This is a genomic window from Caldiplasma sukawensis (genome assembly GCF_052315375.1).
Lineage (GTDB): Archaea > Thermoplasmatota > Thermoplasmata > Thermoplasmatales > Thermoplasmataceae > Cuniculiplasma.
Map to the genome: position 1 here is coordinate 121,980 of NZ_JBLSDG010000002.1, position 18,268 is coordinate 140,247.

20 protein-coding genes and 1 tRNA gene are annotated in these 18,268 nt (G+C 36.5%); 3 read left to right on the forward strand and 18 right to left on the reverse strand.

The window, feature by feature from the left end; genetic code table 11:
- Positions 1-30: 30 nt before the first annotated feature.
- On the forward strand, positions 31-1,308 hold the full coding sequence (locus ACNF4Z_RS01895) for a tRNA (N(6)-L-threonylcarbamoyladenosine(37)-C(2))-methylthiotransferase (RefSeq protein ID WP_458327547.1): 1,278 nt from the start codon (positions 31-33) through the stop codon (positions 1,306-1,308).
- Here ACNF4Z_RS01895 and dph2 read toward each other — a convergent pair.
- From dph2 to ACNF4Z_RS01950, 11 genes are all read right to left on the reverse strand, one after another.
- A complete protein-coding gene (dph2, locus tag ACNF4Z_RS01900) occupies positions 1,246-2,247 on the reverse strand; it encodes a diphthamide biosynthesis enzyme Dph2 (RefSeq protein ID WP_458327548.1) in 1,002 nt (333 codons plus the stop codon). The two genes, ACNF4Z_RS01895 and dph2, sit on opposite strands and share 63 nt — an antisense overlap.
- 3 nt (positions 2,248-2,250) lie before the next feature.
- A complete protein-coding gene (gene hutI, locus ACNF4Z_RS01905; RefSeq protein ID WP_458327549.1) occupies positions 2,251-3,456 on the reverse strand; it encodes an imidazolonepropionase in 1,206 nt (401 codons plus the stop codon).
- Positions 3,453-4,139 carry a hypothetical protein gene (locus ACNF4Z_RS01910; RefSeq protein WP_458327550.1) on the reverse strand — a complete coding sequence of 229 codons (687 nt, stop codon included), beginning with the start codon at positions 4,137-4,139 and terminating at the stop codon, positions 3,453-3,455. The genes hutI and ACNF4Z_RS01910 overlap by 4 nt, the downstream gene beginning before the upstream one ends.
- A gap of 39 nt (positions 4,140-4,178) precedes the next feature.
- On the reverse strand, positions 4,179-4,937 hold the full coding sequence (locus ACNF4Z_RS01915; protein ID WP_458327551.1) for an MBL fold metallo-hydrolase: 759 nt from the start codon (positions 4,935-4,937) through the stop codon (positions 4,179-4,181).
- Between the two features lie 104 nt (positions 4,938-5,041).
- Positions 5,042-5,123, reverse strand: a tRNA-Ser gene (locus ACNF4Z_RS01920).
- A gap of 9 nt (positions 5,124-5,132) precedes the next feature.
- Positions 5,133-5,729 (reverse strand): 50S ribosomal protein L15e, encoded by a 597-nt coding sequence (locus tag ACNF4Z_RS01925; RefSeq protein WP_458327552.1) that lies wholly within the window; start codon positions 5,727-5,729, stop codon positions 5,133-5,135.
- 66 nt (positions 5,730-5,795) lie between these two features.
- Positions 5,796-6,713: an ornithine carbamoyltransferase gene (gene argF / locus ACNF4Z_RS01930; protein WP_458327553.1), complete on the reverse strand. Its 918-nt coding sequence runs from the start codon at positions 6,711-6,713 to the stop codon at positions 5,796-5,798.
- 10 nt (positions 6,714-6,723) lie between these two features.
- On the reverse strand, positions 6,724-7,584 hold the full coding sequence (sucD, locus tag ACNF4Z_RS01935; RefSeq protein WP_458327554.1) for a succinate--CoA ligase subunit alpha: 861 nt from the start codon (positions 7,582-7,584) through the stop codon (positions 6,724-6,726).
- Entirely contained in the window at positions 7,584-8,690 is a 1,107-nt protein-coding gene (gene sucC, locus ACNF4Z_RS01940) for an ADP-forming succinate--CoA ligase subunit beta (RefSeq protein WP_458327555.1), read from the reverse strand. Before sucC ends, sucD begins: the two co-directional genes overlap by 1 nt.
- A gap of 80 nt (positions 8,691-8,770) precedes the next feature.
- Positions 8,771-10,390, reverse strand: a complete 1,620-nt coding sequence (gene thsB / locus ACNF4Z_RS01945; RefSeq protein ID WP_458327556.1) for a thermosome subunit beta — start codon at positions 10,388-10,390, stop codon at positions 8,771-8,773.
- A 161-nt stretch (positions 10,391-10,551) separates the two neighbouring features.
- Positions 10,552-13,038, reverse strand: a complete 2,487-nt coding sequence (locus tag ACNF4Z_RS01950; RefSeq protein WP_458327557.1) for a hypothetical protein — start codon at positions 13,036-13,038, stop codon at positions 10,552-10,554.
- A 145-nt stretch (positions 13,039-13,183) separates the two neighbouring features.
- On the opposite strand from ACNF4Z_RS01950, the gene ACNF4Z_RS01955 reads away from it, so the two are divergent.
- A complete protein-coding gene (locus ACNF4Z_RS01955) occupies positions 13,184-14,335 on the forward strand; it encodes a hypothetical protein (RefSeq protein ID WP_458327558.1) in 1,152 nt (383 codons plus the stop codon).
- Between the two features lie 83 nt (positions 14,336-14,418).
- The gene (locus ACNF4Z_RS01960) at positions 14,419-14,853 is read left to right on the forward strand and encodes a hypothetical protein (protein ID WP_458327559.1); all 435 of its coding nucleotides are present in this window, start codon (positions 14,419-14,421) and stop codon (positions 14,851-14,853) included.
- A gap of 130 nt (positions 14,854-14,983) precedes the next feature.
- Here the strand turns inward: ACNF4Z_RS01960 and ACNF4Z_RS01965 are convergent, their stop codons facing one another.
- The 7 genes from ACNF4Z_RS01965 to ACNF4Z_RS01995 all read right to left on the reverse strand — a co-directional run bounded on the left by ACNF4Z_RS01965 (position 14,984) and on the right by ACNF4Z_RS01995 (position 18,265).
- The gene (locus ACNF4Z_RS01965) at positions 14,984-15,214 is read right to left on the reverse strand and encodes a hypothetical protein (protein ID WP_458327560.1); all 231 of its coding nucleotides are present in this window, start codon (positions 15,212-15,214) and stop codon (positions 14,984-14,986) included.
- A 17-nt stretch (positions 15,215-15,231) separates the two neighbouring features.
- Positions 15,232-15,465 carry a hypothetical protein gene (locus ACNF4Z_RS01970; protein ID WP_458327561.1) on the reverse strand — a complete coding sequence of 78 codons (234 nt, stop codon included), beginning with the start codon at positions 15,463-15,465 and terminating at the stop codon, positions 15,232-15,234.
- 30 nt (positions 15,466-15,495) lie between these two features.
- A complete protein-coding gene (locus ACNF4Z_RS01975; RefSeq protein WP_458327562.1) occupies positions 15,496-15,642 on the reverse strand; it encodes a hypothetical protein in 147 nt (48 codons plus the stop codon).
- Positions 15,643-15,837: 195 nt separating this feature from the next.
- On the reverse strand, positions 15,838-16,101 hold the full coding sequence (locus tag ACNF4Z_RS01980) for a hypothetical protein (protein ID WP_458327563.1): 264 nt from the start codon (positions 16,099-16,101) through the stop codon (positions 15,838-15,840).
- Positions 16,102-16,485: 384 nt separating this feature from the next.
- The gene (locus ACNF4Z_RS01985; protein ID WP_458327564.1) at positions 16,486-16,674 is read right to left on the reverse strand and encodes a hypothetical protein; all 189 of its coding nucleotides are present in this window, start codon (positions 16,672-16,674) and stop codon (positions 16,486-16,488) included.
- Between the two features lie 258 nt (positions 16,675-16,932).
- Positions 16,933-17,769: a hypothetical protein gene (locus ACNF4Z_RS01990; RefSeq protein ID WP_458327565.1), complete on the reverse strand. Its 837-nt coding sequence runs from the start codon at positions 17,767-17,769 to the stop codon at positions 16,933-16,935.
- 142 nt (positions 17,770-17,911) lie between these two features.
- Positions 17,912-18,265: a GNAT family N-acetyltransferase gene (locus ACNF4Z_RS01995; RefSeq protein ID WP_458327566.1), complete on the reverse strand. Its 354-nt coding sequence runs from the start codon at positions 18,263-18,265 to the stop codon at positions 17,912-17,914.
- Between the last annotated feature and the right edge of the window lie 3 nt (positions 18,266-18,268).

Below are 18,268 nucleotides of genomic sequence, written 5' to 3' on the forward strand. Positions count from 1 at the left end.
TGTATTACAATTACCTAAAAGAGATAAATCATGGGTAGAAAAATTTACGTGGAAAAATACGGATGTACACTTCAGAAAGCTGAAACAGGTTTATATGTTAACAAAATAATGGAAGACCATGATCTGATTACAGATGATCCAGAATCAGCTGACCTTAGAATAATAGGTACCTGTGCTGTAATAAGAAAAACAGAGGAAAAGATGTACAGAAGGATTCAGGAACTATCATCATATGGTAAAACCCAGGTAATGGGCTGTCTTCCACCGGTTTCAGCAGGGACATTAGAGGACAGCAACATTGAGATACTACCAAAGGAAAAATTCAGGGATTTTTACAAGGGAGAGCTTGATGGCATACCAATAAGAAATCCGGAAATACTGGATGGAATCCCAATAAATCAGGGATGTACAGGATCGTGCAATTACTGTATTTCAAGAGTGGCAAGAGGGAGATTGCTTTCAAGAATGCCTGATAAGATAAAGAATCAGGCTTACATGCAGATAGAAAGAGGCATCAGGGAAATAAGGATAAGCTCACTTGATACTGCAGCTTACGGAAAGGACACAGGACTAAGACTTCCTTACCTCATAAGGAAAATATGCGAAATTGAAAGTGATTTTATGTTAAGGGTAGGGATGATGGAACCAAAAAATACTGAAGAGATAATGGGTGATCTTATAGAGGCCTATGAAAACAAAAAGGTGTTCAAATTTTTACACATTCCAGTTCAGAGTGGCGACGACAGGATTCTGGAACTAATGAACAGAGAGTACACAGCAGATGTTTATGAGAAGATTGTGAATGAATTCAGGAGAAAATTTCCTGAAATTACAATATCCACAGATATAATTGTTGGTTATCCTGGAGAGGAACAGGAAAGCTTTGAAATGACAGCTTCACTTATGGAGAGAACGAGACCTGATATTGTGAACATCACAAGATTCTCACCAAGGCAATTCACAAAGGATTTTGGAAAAAATTTCAAAAACAGCAATGCTGCAAAAAAATGGAGTGAGGAATACAGCAATCTTCACAAGATTATATTAAATGAAAACCTATCAAGATTTTTGGGCAGAACTTTAAAAGTTATGATAACAGAGACAGGAACAAGAGAGAACACTGTTGTTGGAAGGGATATAAATTACAGACCTGTTGTAATGAAAGGTAATTTTGAAAAATATACATGGGTAAATTGTGAAATCGTTGAAACCGGTCCAACATACCTCATTGGAAGAGCGGAAAGTTCAGGAGTCAACCCTGACGATTTCGTCAAAAACGTATCCCTGTCCATTCCTGAAAAAGATTGATTCAAATTCCCTCGGTGTCAGAACAGGCATTGAATACTTATCCTGGTCGTCGATTGGAACCCTTGGGCAACCTGTGAATATTACACAATCTGCCCTCATATTTTCATAATCCGAAGGCAGACTTTCATTTGAATAGGCTATTACTGCCTGTTTACCAATACCTTCCAGTTTTTTTATAATGTTTTCAGCCATTTTTTTTCTGAATTGTCCAACCTTTGTGTCAATAACCACAACGAATTTTTCCGCTGAAAGTGCTTTCTCCATTTGTGCATACCTCTTCCTTATTATCCGATCCACTTCACCCTTCATTGGAATTAGATGATACCTTTCCGTAAGGTCAAGAAGAAATACTTCCTTCTTTGTGGAAAGCTGTGCACCTATTGCATGAAACTTTCCTGTGGATACAACTATATGACAATCACACTGTGCATCAGCCTGATGTATGGGACTGTAATTACAACCAAGAACCTGCCCCCTGTATTTAAGTCTGCTGTCATTTTCACCATAAAGTACATGGTAACCCTTCGATCTCAGAAACTCTGAGAATATATCTGCATCCTTCCTGTACTGTATTGAGTACACAATGTTGATCTTTTTGTATTGATTTTTTTCAAGCTCACTAAGATCTATTTCTTCAGGTTTTATTACAGGTTCATTAACATATTCCTCAAATATAACAGGGACACCGTAGTTTAAATTTGGTATCTCCGTGTGACCGAACTGGACAACGCAATCCACAGATGAGTATTCATCCTTCGTACCGGTATCACATGCACCATAAAATCCAGAAGAACTTACAACAACCTCAAATTTTTTATTCAGTGCATTAACATATTCAAAAACATGTGGTTTCAGACCGTCAGGAAGCTGAAGGAGAACCTTTTTCGCACCCATTTTTTCTAGCTTTTCTATGGTTCCCTTAGGATCTATATAAGGCATGATTCACCATATGAATCTTCCATTAATAACCATGTTAGAAACTTTTACAGTATTCCATGAATAAACGATGTCTCTAAAATCTTTCCTGTTGAAGATTGAAATATCAGCAGAGTAATTTTTCTCTATCTTTCCGGTTAAGTTTTCCAGCCCAAGACTTCTGGCTCCGTTAACAGTAATAGCACGGAAAGCCTCATCAAGAGTGCTGTTGCAGTATCTCACTGCAAGAAATGCTGAAAACAGTATATCCGGTACTGGATTCAGTGGGGATGTGTCAGTTCCAATTGCATACTCCAGGCCTGCCTCTCTAAATTTATTGATATCAGGAAAATTTTCCTTAAGAGAGAATGCCGTAGAAGGAAGGACAACAGGGACTGTTCCATTCAATTTCAATTTTTCCAAAGACCCCCTGGATGATTTCAGTAAGTGATCTGCAGATATGAATTTGAATTGATCCAGAAGATTTAATGCCCCGATATCCCTTATTTCATCCGCGTGTATTCTCATCTTCTTTCCGTATATACTGGCCCCTTTGAAAAATTCACTACATTCCTCAGGAGTGTATGCTCCGGAGTCACAGAATGCATCCACAAAATCTATTTCATTGCCAATATGAGAGAGCATTTCAATGCTTTCCTTGATGAATTTAACTCTATGGGGCCCTTCTATTGATGCGTGAAGTGGCAAATATGTTCTAAGTAATCTTGCACTTGTTTTTTTTCTCATCAGATTTAGGGCTTCAATCAGTTTTTTTTCTCCTTTGATGTTCATGCTGTAACCTGTTTTGATTTCCACTGTTGAAACCCCCTTTTCCATTAGCTTATTCAACCTTTCAAGTGATTCCTCAACTATCCTATCTATTCCCGCATTTTCCGTATCAATTGCTGTTTTTTTTATCCCCTGACCTTTTTTCAAAAGCTCCTCATAGGACACACCCTCAACCCTCATCTGGAATTCCTCTGATCTGTCCCCTGCATAGAGGATGTGAGTGTGAGAATCAATAAATCCCGGAAAAACACCTTTCCCTGAAGCATCATAAATCTCAGCTTCCGGAAATTTTCTTAATACTGTTTCCGTATTCTCAATAGAATGTATCCTTTCGTTTTCAATAACAATTGATACACCATCTGTTTTTTTCAAAACCTGTTTATTATTTTCTGTGGTCACTGTTGTCAGCCTTGCCGGATTATATATTATGAGATACCTGTTCATATGAAAACACCTGAAAGGTATGATATCACAGTAATAATGTAAGCTATAAAAATAAAAATTATAAAAGGAACATTATATGAATATGTATATTTACCATCGTTTTCCTTTACGGAAAATCTAACAGGGTTCAGAGCATTTTTTTCATCTGATGAGACAGAAATGGCGAATATCCCAGTCTCCTTTTTGGTGTAGTACAAACTCCAGATCACTGAAATAACAGATGAAATACCAAGGTTTATGAAAAATAAAAGGGAAAAGGGAATAATATTTGAATTATCAATTGTTATTGTTGAAAATATCCCCATCAGTGCAACAGAAGCTTTTATGTCCCCTTTACCAAAGAGCTTCTCACCAGCACCAAGAAATGCAAGTATTGAGATGAGTATCCATCCAAAAATGTATAATGGCATTGAAGTAAGATCAAAGATAATTATTCCTGCTATTAGAAAAATAGTAATTGTTAGGAGATAGAATTGCGTTGGCAACCTTATAAATAGAATAATGTAAAGTGCCAGATATATAATGAGGAAATATAGGTTTGCACCAAAAAAATAGGAAAACATGGTTATGGAAACAACGGGAACGAAGAGGAGATAATTCACTGTTCTTTCCCTGTGATCCTCAATGGATCCAATTAAGAGGGAAATTGAGGATACAATGAATACTGCCAATATGTATGGCAAAAACAACATTGTACGTGAATTTTTAATATATATAAAGCATTAATGCAAATAATAGGTTTGAGAACCCACCAGCTGTCTTGCTGCCTCTATTGATCTGAATGGTATTCCCCTGTTTGAAAGATAATCTCTTGTTGTGGAAATGGCCAAGTCATGCCTGTTGTTTTCGTCCGAAAGATGGAGTAATACTATTCTGGAATCCACGTTTGAAATGTTGGATATTGCCCTTGCTGCCTGTTCATTTGATAGATGGCCATAATTACTCTGTATCCTTTTTTTGAGATGTTCAGGATACGGCCCGTTTTTAAGTAATTCCACGTCATGATTGGATTCCACAGCAATTATATTGCAATTTTTCAACAGTGGAAAGTAGCTTTCATTGAAAAATCCCAGGTCAGAGAATATGCACATTTTAAAATTTTTATTCTCTATTAAAAATCCCACAGGGTCTGTTGCATCATGTGATACGGGAAGTGCAGTTATACTGAAATTTCCTATTGCAATTTTATCCCCCATTGAATATGCATAATGAGCCTTCATTACAGTCTTCACTTTTTCTCTAAGATAAATATCAGCTCCAAGCCTTCTATGGGCATAAAGAAGGCCAGAAGAATGATCACCATGTTCATGAGTTAGTATAACAGATATGTTTTTTCTGTCTTTTCCCAGTTCCTCCAGTCTTGAATTAAAACGTTTCACTGAAATTCCAAAGTCTATGACTATTTTATCCTCATCGTCACAAACTATGGTGGAATTACCCCTGCTTCCACTGGAAACCACGTTAAAACAGATTTCTGACAATATAACCATATTTCAGAATGCTTTTAATCTTTTTCCAAAAAATCTGTGAAATCCGTTTCTCAGATACTCTTTATAATAAATTTTTTAAATAAGAATTAAAAGTACGCCGCGAGGGAGATTCGAACTCCCGATCCACAAAGGGAACCAGATCTCAAGTCTGGCGCCGTACCACTGGGCCACCGCGGCTCAAATTAATTACCTTCTCAATCTTCCATTTGATCTTATTGATGGTCTGCTCTTGGCTGATTTTGTCCTACCTGTTCTTAGACCTCTTCCCTTGTATCCTGCGGATGTAAGACCCCTGTAAACTCTTCCTTTGTTCTGAGGCTCACCTATCCATGATATCCTCTTATCATTGTAAACTTCAGGCACATTTTTATCCACAAGTATTACCTCGTAATATTTGTAAAAACCGTCTTCTCCAACATAATAGGAGTTGAGCACCTCCATGTTTGGATATTTGTCAGCTGCTCTTTCCTCAGCTATCCACTGTATGCTCTTTTTTCTTGTAAGTTTGTTGTATGCAAGTCTCCTGGGCCTTCTTCCACCCATTATTTTTGGTCTGTTGGCTCCTCCTTTTCTAACCCTTGATCTCACTATGATATATCCTGATTTGGCCCTGTATCCAAGATTTCTTGCTCTGTCAAGTCTTGTGGGTCTTTCAAGCCTCTCCACTGCGAGACCGTTTCTCCATGCTATCATTCTTTGTCTCTGCAGCAGGAGGAAACCATTATCACTCATGTTTTTCCATTCCTGTGAAATCTGTCCATAAAGATTGTTAACAGTTCTCATCTGATTCTACCCTTATAATTTAGAGGTTATTCATAACTGTTTTAAATAATTTTAGAAATAGTATTTTTAATCTGATAGGACATTAATAATTGCAGCCTTTGCACTATGCAGTCTGTTTTCAGCTTCCTGGAATATAACACTGTTAACACTGTCAGCAACTGAATCTGTCACTTCAAGTCCTCTGTGTGCTGGAAGGCAGTGCATGAAAATGTAATCTCTTTTTGCATGGGAAACAAGATCTTCATTGACCTGGAATTTTTTAAATGCCTTTTCTTTCTCCTCTTTTTCTTTTTCCTGACCCATTGACACCCATACATCTGTGTATATTATGTCTGCATTTTCTACGGATCTGACAGGATCATTTGTCACAGATATTGACCCTCCGTATTCTTTTGCCTTCTTTGATGCCAGTTCAACGTATTTATTATCCGGTTCATATCCTTGGGGTGTGCATATTGTTACATCATTTCCTGCAATTGCCCCAGCAAGCATTATTGAATTGGCCATGTTATTTCCATCCCCAATGTATGTGAATTTCAAATTACCGATCTTTCCCTTTTTCTCATATATGGTGAGATAATCCGCCAACAACTGCAATGGATGTTCCTCGTCATCCAGTGCGTTGATTACAGGAATGGTTGAATGTTCAGCAAGTTTTTTAACATTCTGGTGACTGAAGGCTCTGTAGGTTATGAGATCCAGCATACCCGAAAGAACCCTTGCAGTATCCTCTATTGTCTCTCCCCTACCCATCTGCATATCATTGGGATTTAGGAATATGGCATGTCCCCCAAGCTGAAACATTGCAGTCTCAAGAGAAACCCTTGTTCTTGTACTTGATTTTTCAAAAATCATTCCAAGGGTTCTTCCCTCAACAGAGGCATGTGTCTCATACCTTGACCTTTTCAGTTTGTATGCCATATTTATCAGTTCATGAAAGTTGTCTTCATAATCCAGAACTGAAATAATGTCTTTTTTAACCATTTTTTACACCTCAGTCAAGAAGCTTCGGGACGTCCACTGGGTAATCAGCTACCTTTACACCTGCTTCATTGAACGCCTTTATTTTACTTTCAGCTGTTCCAACGCCCTGTTCAATTATGGCTCCGGCATGACCCATTCTCTTTCCAGGTGGGGCACTTCTTCCAGTTATGTATGCCACAACCTTTTTCTTAATATGTTTCTTAATATACTGGGCTGCAAGCTCTTCTGCACTGCCCCCGATTTCACCTACCAGAACTATCTGCTCTGTCTCATCATCATTTTCATACTGTTTCAGGATGTCAATGTAATTCAGGCCAACAACCGGATCTCCACCCAGTCCTATTACTGTGCTTTCTCCTCTTCCACTTTTTGTTATGGCATCCACAATTTCATATGTCAGTGTTCCAGATCTGGATGCAACACCTACATTTCCTTTCTTGAAAATTTTATTTGGCATTATGCCTATCTTGCATCTACTCCAAACAGATGTTATACCTGGTCCATTGGGGCCTATTACAGTTATTCCCTTTCTCCAAGCGTTGTGAACAATGTCCATTGAGTCCTGGAAAGGTACATGTTCAGTAAGTATGTAAACTAGTTTAATACCTGCATCTATTGCCTCAAAGGCAGCATCTTTTACAAATGGTGCAGGAACGCTTATCATTGTTGCGTTTGGTTCAAATTCCATTGCATCTCTTACCGATGAAACTATGGGAACCTTATCCATGAATTTTGAACCTGCTTTTTTAGGCGAAATTCCTGCCACGATGTTGGTTCCAAACGCTAACATCTCTCCAGAATGAAAAGACCCCTGATGTCCAGTAATACCCTGAACAATCACTCTTGTATTTTTGTCCACAAATACACTCATTAATTCACCCCCACTTTTTTAACTACATCCTCAATTGCTTCCATCATTGTATGATAAGAATCAATACCGTTTTCCTTTAAGATCTGAATGCCTTCATCATCTCTGACACCACTCAGTCTTACAACAATAGGTTGCTTTATGGAAAAACGCCTTTTCGCCTCGGCAATACCGTTAGCCACAGTATCACATTTTGTGACACCGCCGAATATATTCACAAGAATTGCCTTTGGATTGGCCTTGAGTACAAAACTAAAAGCCTTGGCCACAATTTCAACATTGTCAGTACCACCCAGGTCAAGGAAATTTCTTGGTTTTCCTTTGTGCAGAGTCAGTGCATCCAGCGTTGCCATTGTCAAACCTGCCCCATTTGCAATAACCCCAATATCTCCGTCCAGTTCTATAAATGAGTACCCAGCCTCGTTTGCCTCCAGTTCCAGAGGGGTTTTATCTGGATCTTTTACATTAAATTCACTATGCCTAAACAGGGAGTCACTATCAACTATTATCTTTGAATCTGCAGCTATCAATTTTTTATCCCCCGTGATCACAAGAGGATTGATTTCCACAAGCTGACAGTCCTCCTCTGTGAAAACTTTATACATTTTTTTCAGTATATCCATATACTGATTTTCTATTTCCTGATCTATCTTTAACCTGGATACGATTTCCCTGCCTATAAAGTCAGAGTATCCCATCAATGGGTCTATATGCCTTTTAACAATCTTTTCATGTGGAACTGACTCTATTTCCACTCCACCCTCAGTGGTAGCAATTATGACTGGTTTTTTTTCATTTCTGTCCAGGGTAATGCTGACATACATCTCTTTTTTTATATCTATCATCTCTTCTACAAGCACCTTTGTCACTGTTAGATCCCTGATCTTTGATCCAAGCAGATCATGAACAGCTTTTTTCAATTCTTCTTCAGATTTTGCGAATTTTATTCCACCAGATTTTCCTCTACCCCCAAGCAAAATTTGAGATTTTACAACAACTGGTTTTTCGTATTTTCTAACATCCGCCTCTTTTTCAACCACATAGCCTTCCGGAACAGGAATTGAGTATTTTCTAAAAACCTGTTTTCCCATGTATTCATAAAGATTCAATAGACCACCAGACGGGAATGCTTATTTTACATAAAAATTATTTGAGTAAAATTGACAATTTAAAAAAAAGATAAAAAAGATTAGTATTCAGGCATTCCGCCTGGAGGATTCTGATTGTTGCTTGGAGAACTCTTTTTGCTTGCTATGACGTCGTCTATTCTCAGTATCATCGTTGCAACTTCAACTGCGGATTCAAGTGCATGTTTTTTTACCCTGAGAGGATCGTATACACCCATCTTATCCATGTCACCTATTTTATTCTCAGTGAAATCTATACCGTAGAATTTGTGTCCTTTCTCGTGTTCTGACTTTAACTGTATGAGAGTGTTTATTGGATCCATTCCTGCATTCTCTGCCAGTGTTCTTGGAATTATTTCCAGAGCCCTTGCAAAAGCTTCTATTGCAAGCTGTTCCCTGCCACCAACTTTATTTGCATACGCCCTTATCTTCATGGCAAGCTCAGCTTCTGTGGCCCCTCCACCAGGAAGGACTATACCCTCCTCCTTTGCTATTGAAACTACCCTGATTGCATCATTTAGAGCCCTTTCAATTTCAGAGACAACGTGCTCAGTTCCTCCTCTAATCAGTATTGATACTGATTTTGGATTCTTGCATCCAGTTACAAATGTCATTCTGTCGTCTCCGATTTTCTTTTCCTCTACGAGTTCTGCTTTTCCAAGTGCGTCTGAATTGAGATCGTCGAGATTTGTTATTATCTTACCTCCAGTAGCTCTGGCGAGTTTTTCCATATCACTCTTTTTAACCCTTCTTACTGCGTAAATTCCCTCTTTTGCAAGATAATGCTGGGCAATATCGTCTATGCCTTTCTGGCAAAGCACAACGTTTGCTCCACTTTTCTTAATCTTTTCGACCATCTTTTTAAATGTCTCTACTTCCTGATCAAGAAAGTCCTGTATTTTAGACGGATCTGTAATCTGTACCTTTGCCTCTATTTCTGTTTTCTTTATTTCTAGGGCCGAATCTATGAGTGCTATTTTCGCATCCTTTACAAAGGCAGGCATTTTTGCGTGAACCTTTTCTTTATCTATAACTATACCTTTTATTAGTTGGGTCTCGTTTACATTTCCACCCGCCTTTTTATCTACCTTTATGTTGGATGGCTCTACCATTATTTTTCCGTCTCTTTCTTCAACCACTGATTCCACTGCGTCCACTATCATTTTATAGAATACATCCCCTGCTAGACCTATGTTTTTTCCTGATAGGGCAGTTTTTGCTATTTTCTCTAAGGATTCCTTATCCTTTATCTCCTTCCCTATCTTTTTTAGTTCTTCTTTTGCTTCATTGACTGCAAGTCTGTAACCGTTTGCTATCACTGTTGGATGTACGCCCTGGTCAAGCAGTTCCTCAGCCTGTTTCAAGAATTCCCCTGCCAGTACAACGGAGGTTGTTGTACCATCTCCCACTGCACTGTCCTGGGATTTTGCAACCTCAACTATCATTTTTGCTGTTGGATGGTCTACATCCATTTCCTTTAGAATTGTTGCTCCATCATTTGATATAATGATGTCACCAATGGAATCGACCAACATCTTGTCCATCCCTTTTGGACCAAGAGTGGTCCTTACAGCGTCAGCAATTGCCTTTGCTGCTTCTATATTTGTTTTTTGCGCATTTTTACCCTGCTCTCTGTTTGTCCCTTCCTTTAAAATGAGTATTGGCATTTGTCCTCCTAACATTATTATTCCTCCAGTAATCTGGTAAATTTGTTCTTCAATATAAATTTTTTGATCCAATTCCTTTTTAAATTCAACGTTTCTCCCTTGTAATCATATCTATTGATTCAAAAATTATAAGGAAATTAAAAAATATAAATTTTAAAAAATTCAAAACTTTTAAATTATTCTACTTTTGGTTTTCTCACTCTGAATATAACAAAAGCAGCTACTGATATTACCACTATCACCGATATAATAATTATGTAGATGTCAGCCTGAGATATAGTGAAATTTTTTGTAAATGTGATTTCGAAATTAACTGGTTTACCACTTATATTAAATGAATTTGTTCCGTTGCTTGACGCTGTATATCCACTGATACTCACAATTTGGTAAGAATATGTTCCATTTATCAGATAAATTGTAATTGTGCTGTTTGATGATGTAACATTTTCACCATTTATATTTACAGACCATGTGGTACCTGATGGTAATCCTTTCTCCACAAATGTTAATGAATATGAAAACTGTGAGAACCGTATCAAAAATGACTCTGAAGAACCATTGACCGTGATTGTTCCTCCGTTTGAATGATGTGTCTTGTCAACTGTACCTATTGTGTATGAGTATGATCCATTGATAAGTGAGAATGTGTATGATGATCCATTTATTGGTCCTGAAGACATTCCGTTTGAAAGATTCACATACCAGGGAGTGCCGGACATTAAGCCCATTTCAACAAATGTTACAGAGTAGTTTACCTGTGAGAACTTTATTGACATTGATAATGAGGAGCCGTTCACCGTGAATGACCCCCCATTTGCATGATATATCTTGTCCGTTGTGGATACTGTGTAATTGTAAGTGCCGTTTTCTAGGAATAAAGATACCGCCTCGTTTCCAGGATTGTCTACGCAAAATACCTGAGTTGAATTGACATACCATCTTGCAGAGGAAGGTAGGCCCACTGCTCTAAAACTCACCAAATATTTTACTATATAGAACTTAACTGTATTTGACAAAGAAGAACCGTTTACTGTAATTGAAGTGAGTTGATTGTGGTAAAATACTTTCACAAAATAACTCCAATATGCACTGTATTCCTTGTCAGATGTTGCAAATTTTAAATTGTAAGTTCCGTTTGGTAAATGGAATGTGTATGATGATCCATTTATTGGTCCTGAAGACATTCCGTTTGAAAGATTCACATACCAATTTGTACCTGGTGGTAAACCGGTCTCATTGAATGTAACCTTGTATAATTCAAGGAAATGTACCTGCTCAATCAATGAAGAACCGTTTACCGTGAATGATCCTCCATATCCTATGTATGAGGTGTCAACTGTGTTTGAATTATAATTGTATGTTCCGTTTAACAGTTTAACTGTAATCGAACTTGATGATGATGAATAATTCACGCCATTTACGGATACGCTCCAACTTGTTCCAGTTGGCAAGCCTGTTTTGTTAAAAGTAACATTATACTCCGAAGATTGTAATGAAAATATTACAGAAGGCATCTTTCCATTCAATGGATAGTCCCTTATGAAAGATGTGAAATAGTAAACAGGTGAGCCTGCATAAGTGTATGTTGAATAACCTATGTATTTATCAGAATAATTATAATTGCTTGCGGTGTAATTGCTGGAATAGAATAATGTCCCACCTGTACTCTGTGGTGCTGAAAGGATTTTATCGTGCAGAGATGTTCCATTGACAATTGCCTCGTTCCATGCCCATCCGCTTGGAAACTTACCTTTGGCGGAATTGGCATCACTTAAATAACATCCCCCATATATATAATCGATAATTGATCCATAGTTTTGCCATCCACTTCCAAAAATGAAGTTGTTATCTGTTTTAGGGCTGGACCCATCAAGAGCGAAAAATACATTATAGTTCCCGGGTATTGAATTGTGCACCCAACCTTCCATTATGAAATCGTTTCCAACTACAGGACTGTCATACCAGGCAACCGTATCGCATGGGGTAGGGTTGCTTTGTACGTTCCTGTCTGGAGTTAAAGTTAAAACCGAAGAGTTCTGTCCATAAGGATCAGTTGTTGATGTTAGACCAAGACCTTCTGATCCATTAATATAACTGTACCCGCTTATTGTCTGTCCATTGTTGTACCACAAAAATACACTTGAACCGTCGTCATATTCTCCGAATAATGGGGAAAGCTGAGGCGCCTCACCTATTCCTTCCGTTCCTGAACTTGATAGAAGATTAACATTTTTTGCTGCAAAACCAAGCAGAATCTTTAGAGATGAATTGGCGGGAATAGAGTAAAGCTTGACATAGACAACAGTGACAGTTGAATTAAAAGACTCTATCCATGAGGGTATTATTGTTCCGTTTGTGTAGAAAAATTCGAAATTTGCCAAAGAACCGGATTCATTAAGATATGGACTGAACAGGTCATGCTGAATGTCAACAAGTTGCTGAAAACCGTTAACCGTAGGCTCGGATTGATTGTTTACAATATACAGGGGTACCTGGTATCTTATATTCGATGGTATTTTTCCCTGAGAACTAGAGCCAATTAAAGGGACTTCATTGTTATTGTGAAATGAATTGCTTATCTGATTGTGATTTTGATTAAAGTGAAGAGAATAAAAAAAGGTCTGGGCAAAAAAAATCACAACGAGTAAAACAAATAACTTCACCAAATTTTTATTCCGTAAAATGTTTTTTAAACCCATCGAACTCCATAAATATCATATATTTTAAAATTTGTATAAATTACATTGTAGATATTTTAATAGACAGAAATGAAAAAGTGAATTAAATCTTAAGTAATCATAATGACAGATGAGTGAGATACCATTAGAACTGTTTTATAATTTGACATCTGAACAAAATATAAAGAAAACTGAAATTAAAATAAAAGAGGCTATGAATATGATAATCAGTGGATATTCAAGAGAAAAAATTGTTCATAGTTTCAAGAATGTTGAGGAAGGCAATGTATATTATGAAATTGCAAAACAGAGGCTCAGGGTTAAAAAGAAATACTCAAAATGGGAGAGCCTTTGGTTTGACTCATACAGTGCATCATATTCCACTCCTGAAAATGTAGGGATGTATAGATCTGAAATACTCAGTGGTAATAAAATAGTTGATATAGGTTGTGGGGCTGGAATGCAAAGCATATTCTTTTCTTTTAATTCAAAAGTGAGAGGTATTGAAATTGATCGAAAAAGGGCACTCATGGCAGTATTGAACAATAAGGCTTATGACGGGAAGGTAAATGTGGAGCAAGGAAACGGGTTGGAAGTTTCTGTTTCAAGAGATGAAATAATATTTTCAGATCCACTGAGATCCGTAAATGCAGAAGAAAGAAGAATGGAAGACCTAATCCCATCTCCACTTGAATTGATTGATAAATTAGATGGCAGGGCATTAGGTTTTGTCTTTGATCTCCCGCCAATGATGAAAGAAAAGCATCTTAATGTTTTAAAAGGTGAGAGAGAGTACATTTCGGAAAATGGGAATATCAGTCGCCTTACCATATATAGTATTGAAGGGAAAGAAGGAATAACAGCAGTTATGCTTGACAAAGATGTGAGATTCCACAGGGAAATTATTGAGATGCCAAAGACCACATCATCCTTAAAAAAATACATATATATTACAGATGGTGCCATGTTTTATTCTGGCCTTCATGGAAACCACGCAAATGAGAAAGGGCTTAGTCTTATTTTTAAGGATAATAGAAGGGCATTTTACACCTCAGATCACCTCGCCGATTTTTATGGAGACAGGTATTTGATCATGGTGGAAACTGATTACTTCAAACTTATTAATGAATTGAAAAGACTTAATGCAGGAAAGGTGTTCTTCAGATACCCTATTGAAGATTATTATACTTCAAAGAAAAATATTGAAAAAGAACTTTTGGGAAATCAAAATGTTTACATTTTGAAATTTAATCAAAAACTTTTATTATGCAAAAAGGTATGATTGGGTTCCTGTGTGGTGTTAAAAATTTTTTTGCAACTATATATTACTGTAAGATATATACAGATGCAATGAAAAGTAAAATTATGATAATTTCAATTTCCCTAATAATCCTGTTAATGTTTTCACCTGCACTCATACATTCAGGCAAATTTAATAATGATAGAACAGTTAAAAATTACTCAACCACAAATTATTGTTTTACTGTTTATGAGCAGGGCCTACCATATAATGTTGATCTTATTGTTATAATAAACAATCAAGCGCACTATAGTAACAATTCATTTTTGAAAATAAGTCTCCCTGAGGGGAACTATAAGGTTAACATAGATACCCCGCCTGGATATACTGACAACTTCTCTGAAAAAAGCATAAATCTTTCAAAAAATATCAATATTTACGTTGGATTTACAAAAATAAACGAAAATGCATTCCCAATCATAACAATAAGTATAATTTCCAGTGTAATTACAATAATATTGGTCCTAACATATATTTTTTCTTACATGAGGAAAAAATAATAGATTTTGTCAAAGATAGCATTACTCAAAATTTAAACAATTCTTTTGTTTTATAATATTTTTTATATTTAGTAATTAAGTAAAAGTTTAAATTAAACAATAACTATTGATTTTTTAAAACCTCAACTCGCTAATTCTTAGGAAATATGTCCATGTTCATTTTCTTCATAATCGTTTCAACCCTCATTGGAATATCACTGAATTCTATCTTACCGTCAGAGTAATGCACTGCATATACCTTGGAAAGCTCAAACAATAATTCATTCACAGAGTATTTACCTATCAGATCGTTGATTCTAAGTAGTTCAATTATCCTATAATGTATGTAAAGTAAAATGAAGGATACAAAGAAGTATCTCATAATTGCATCGTTATCCCTTAAATATTTCTGTCGTTCTCTATTTCATTCTTCATTGCATCAAATGACTGCTCTATATCCTCCCTTTCCACGTATATTAAATATATCTTGTCAGGAGTTTTATCAAGTTTTGATACTATGGATATATTTCCAAGCCTTTCCTCATTTATCATGATATGAGGATTCACAGTTCTTGCAACTATGGAATTTGATATCTCCTCTCCCCTCAACCTTGCATCATCATACACATACATTGAATAATCACTGTATTTTACAGAACCATATCATATGCGTCTTCCACGGTATGTGAATAATCCCTTCATGGATATGGAATAATCTATCATTTTTGGATTCCTTCTTAGAGGCTGTATGAACTTCATATTATGGGACATGTAATCTGTCATTTCCAATGAAACAAATCCACGATCCATTACAACGATTTAACTTTATAAATTGAATTCTTCAATTATCTTTTTTGCCTTCTTCATATCACTTCTGGAACCTGGATATGTCTTGAATGAAACGGGTATATTCCTGTCCTCTGAGAATAGCAATGAGAAATTGATCTGGTCAAGTAATATGTGATCCTTATTGTAACCCCTCTCATCAAGGTTTGTATTCTCTCACTATGAAAATAAGGATGACAGATCATACAGAAACACATTTCCATCAATTATCAATCCATTGAAAAATTCATGATGTGATTTCATGTTAGATCCTATCGCTCTCAGCTTCTGTGCAATTGTTGAATGGGATAATGAAGCATCAATTACATTGCACATATAGAACTTTGAGTATGCATCATCCATATATTTCAATGGCACATTCCTTATTACTTTTACAGATGCCATTGCCATTATCTCATTTGCTGATGAAAAATGTTTCCTCAATGGTGCTTCTATGTCCTTTATTATGTCATATATGATCTTTGAATTCCCGTATTCGAATACTGTCCTTACATTTCTATGAACTTTCTTTATTATGCCGAATTCAGTTACCTTTCCTATTTATCTGCCGGATATTTTCCTTGGCCTTTTCTTTTCCTTATCTTATATACTACTCACTTCGTAAACATAATAGTTTTTTCCTATCTTCTTGACCTCAACATTTATTAAATCCTCCTTTTCAAGTATTTTTCTTATCCATTCTTCCATATATTACCTAACAGGTAATAGTAATAAAATAACATTGCCAGTTGAAATATGGGAAAAGAAGCAGGAAATAAATGGAATTGGTAAATATTACCTAAAACCTATCTTTGCCCTATTTTAACACTACAATTCAATTGAAAGTCTTTCAAGGAGTGCTTTCTGATCCTTTGTGAGTTCAATGGTACTGTGTGAACCACTGGTGTAAACAACCCCCTTTATGCCTCTCATTGCTTCCATGGTCTTGCTGTATGTCAACTCGTATCTGTAGGCGATCATTGCGAAGATTGCATACCCTCGGATGGAGAGGAACACCCTTCCCCGTGTTCCTTACTCTGTATGTGCATACAGTGGTTCCATTACATATTTTGAATACATGAACGCCTTTTCAACCAATCCTTCTTCCTTTATATCTTCAGGATATCATACTCGCTGATTTAGATCATTTTTTAAAAAATTCGAATATCTAAATCCTGCAAATCCATGCAAGCAGAACAATGTACATAGAATATTATGATAGTTCAAGCAACTCTCGCGAATTGAATTAAATAAGATTCCTAGAAAAACCTACATTTATAGTAGTGATATTACCCTCCTCATATGCTCTTCATTTGCACTACCAAAAGCATATAGATCAATATCAGAAATTATTTTAAATCCCAGATTCTTGCATATGGGCATTGAAGTACTCTTAATAGCTTGAATAACTGCAATTTCAATACCCATTTTCCTGGCATCGGATATTCTTGCCGCAACAAGGCTTGTATATATTCCTTTGCCTCTGAATTCTTTTTTGGTTCCTGAACCTTGCATAATAAGTATTTTTTCCTTTCTGTAATACACACTGACACCGTAAGCTACAGGAGTATCAGAATCACCTAAGAACGCAAGGTAAACCTCCCCACCATCTCCGGAATTAGCAATTAGTTTTGACCTTATCTTAAATCCATCCTCAGTCTCTCCAAATCCATATGCCATGGACATTAAATTTACATATTCTGAAAGTTTTGATGTGGGTTTTTTCTCTATTCTTACTTCCGTGTTGCTTTTTATGTTCATTTCATTAATCTCCGCATACATTCCAGCCATGCAAACTTGTGGAATTTTCACAAGACCCTTTCTCTCAAGTATTTTTCCAAGAAAATGAGGAGATGATGATGGTCCAACAAGCCATGTAAAATTTTTTCTTCTTTCGTAGTAGCGTGAAATAACTTTTTCTATCATCCCCTCAGCTTTTTCTTCTGGAATGTTTGCATTTCCTACGCAATTAATCGCAAAGGAGTCTAAATTGGATATGCGTCCGGTAACATTCTCTATTCCAAGGGGTTCCAATTCATCTGGTTTATAAAATCTTGAATTCATCTCATTGCATGTTGCATCTATAAATGATATTAAGGAACTTTTATTCATAATTATTATAATTTATACATTTATATAAATTTTAGGCTCATCACGCTTTTTTTGCTTTTCTCCTGTTCACCTTTAACCTAAAGAAAATCAAACAAAGTTAGAAAATAGATGAACAGAGAGGCTATCTTCAGGGGAAAATTTTTCAGGAATTGTAAATGTAGAAATCTATTTCACAAACTATTCCGAACCCTAGTTTTTCAGATATCGGTGCAGATGTATTCTTTACCTCCTGAATTATTGCAGAATTTATACCTGCCTTTCTTGCATCTTCAAGCCGCCTTGCAACAAGTGATGAGTATATGCCTTTACTTCTGTATTCTGGGAGAGTGCCTGCACCCAATAATATTACTAAATCATTAATCTTATCCATTATGCTAGCTGCAAAAGCAACTGGTTTTTTAGTGTCCTTGGCATACGAGAGGTAAAGGTAACTGTTCTCTCCTTGTGATTTATATATGGCCATCATTATGCTAGCTACCTCCTCACTTAAGCCCATACC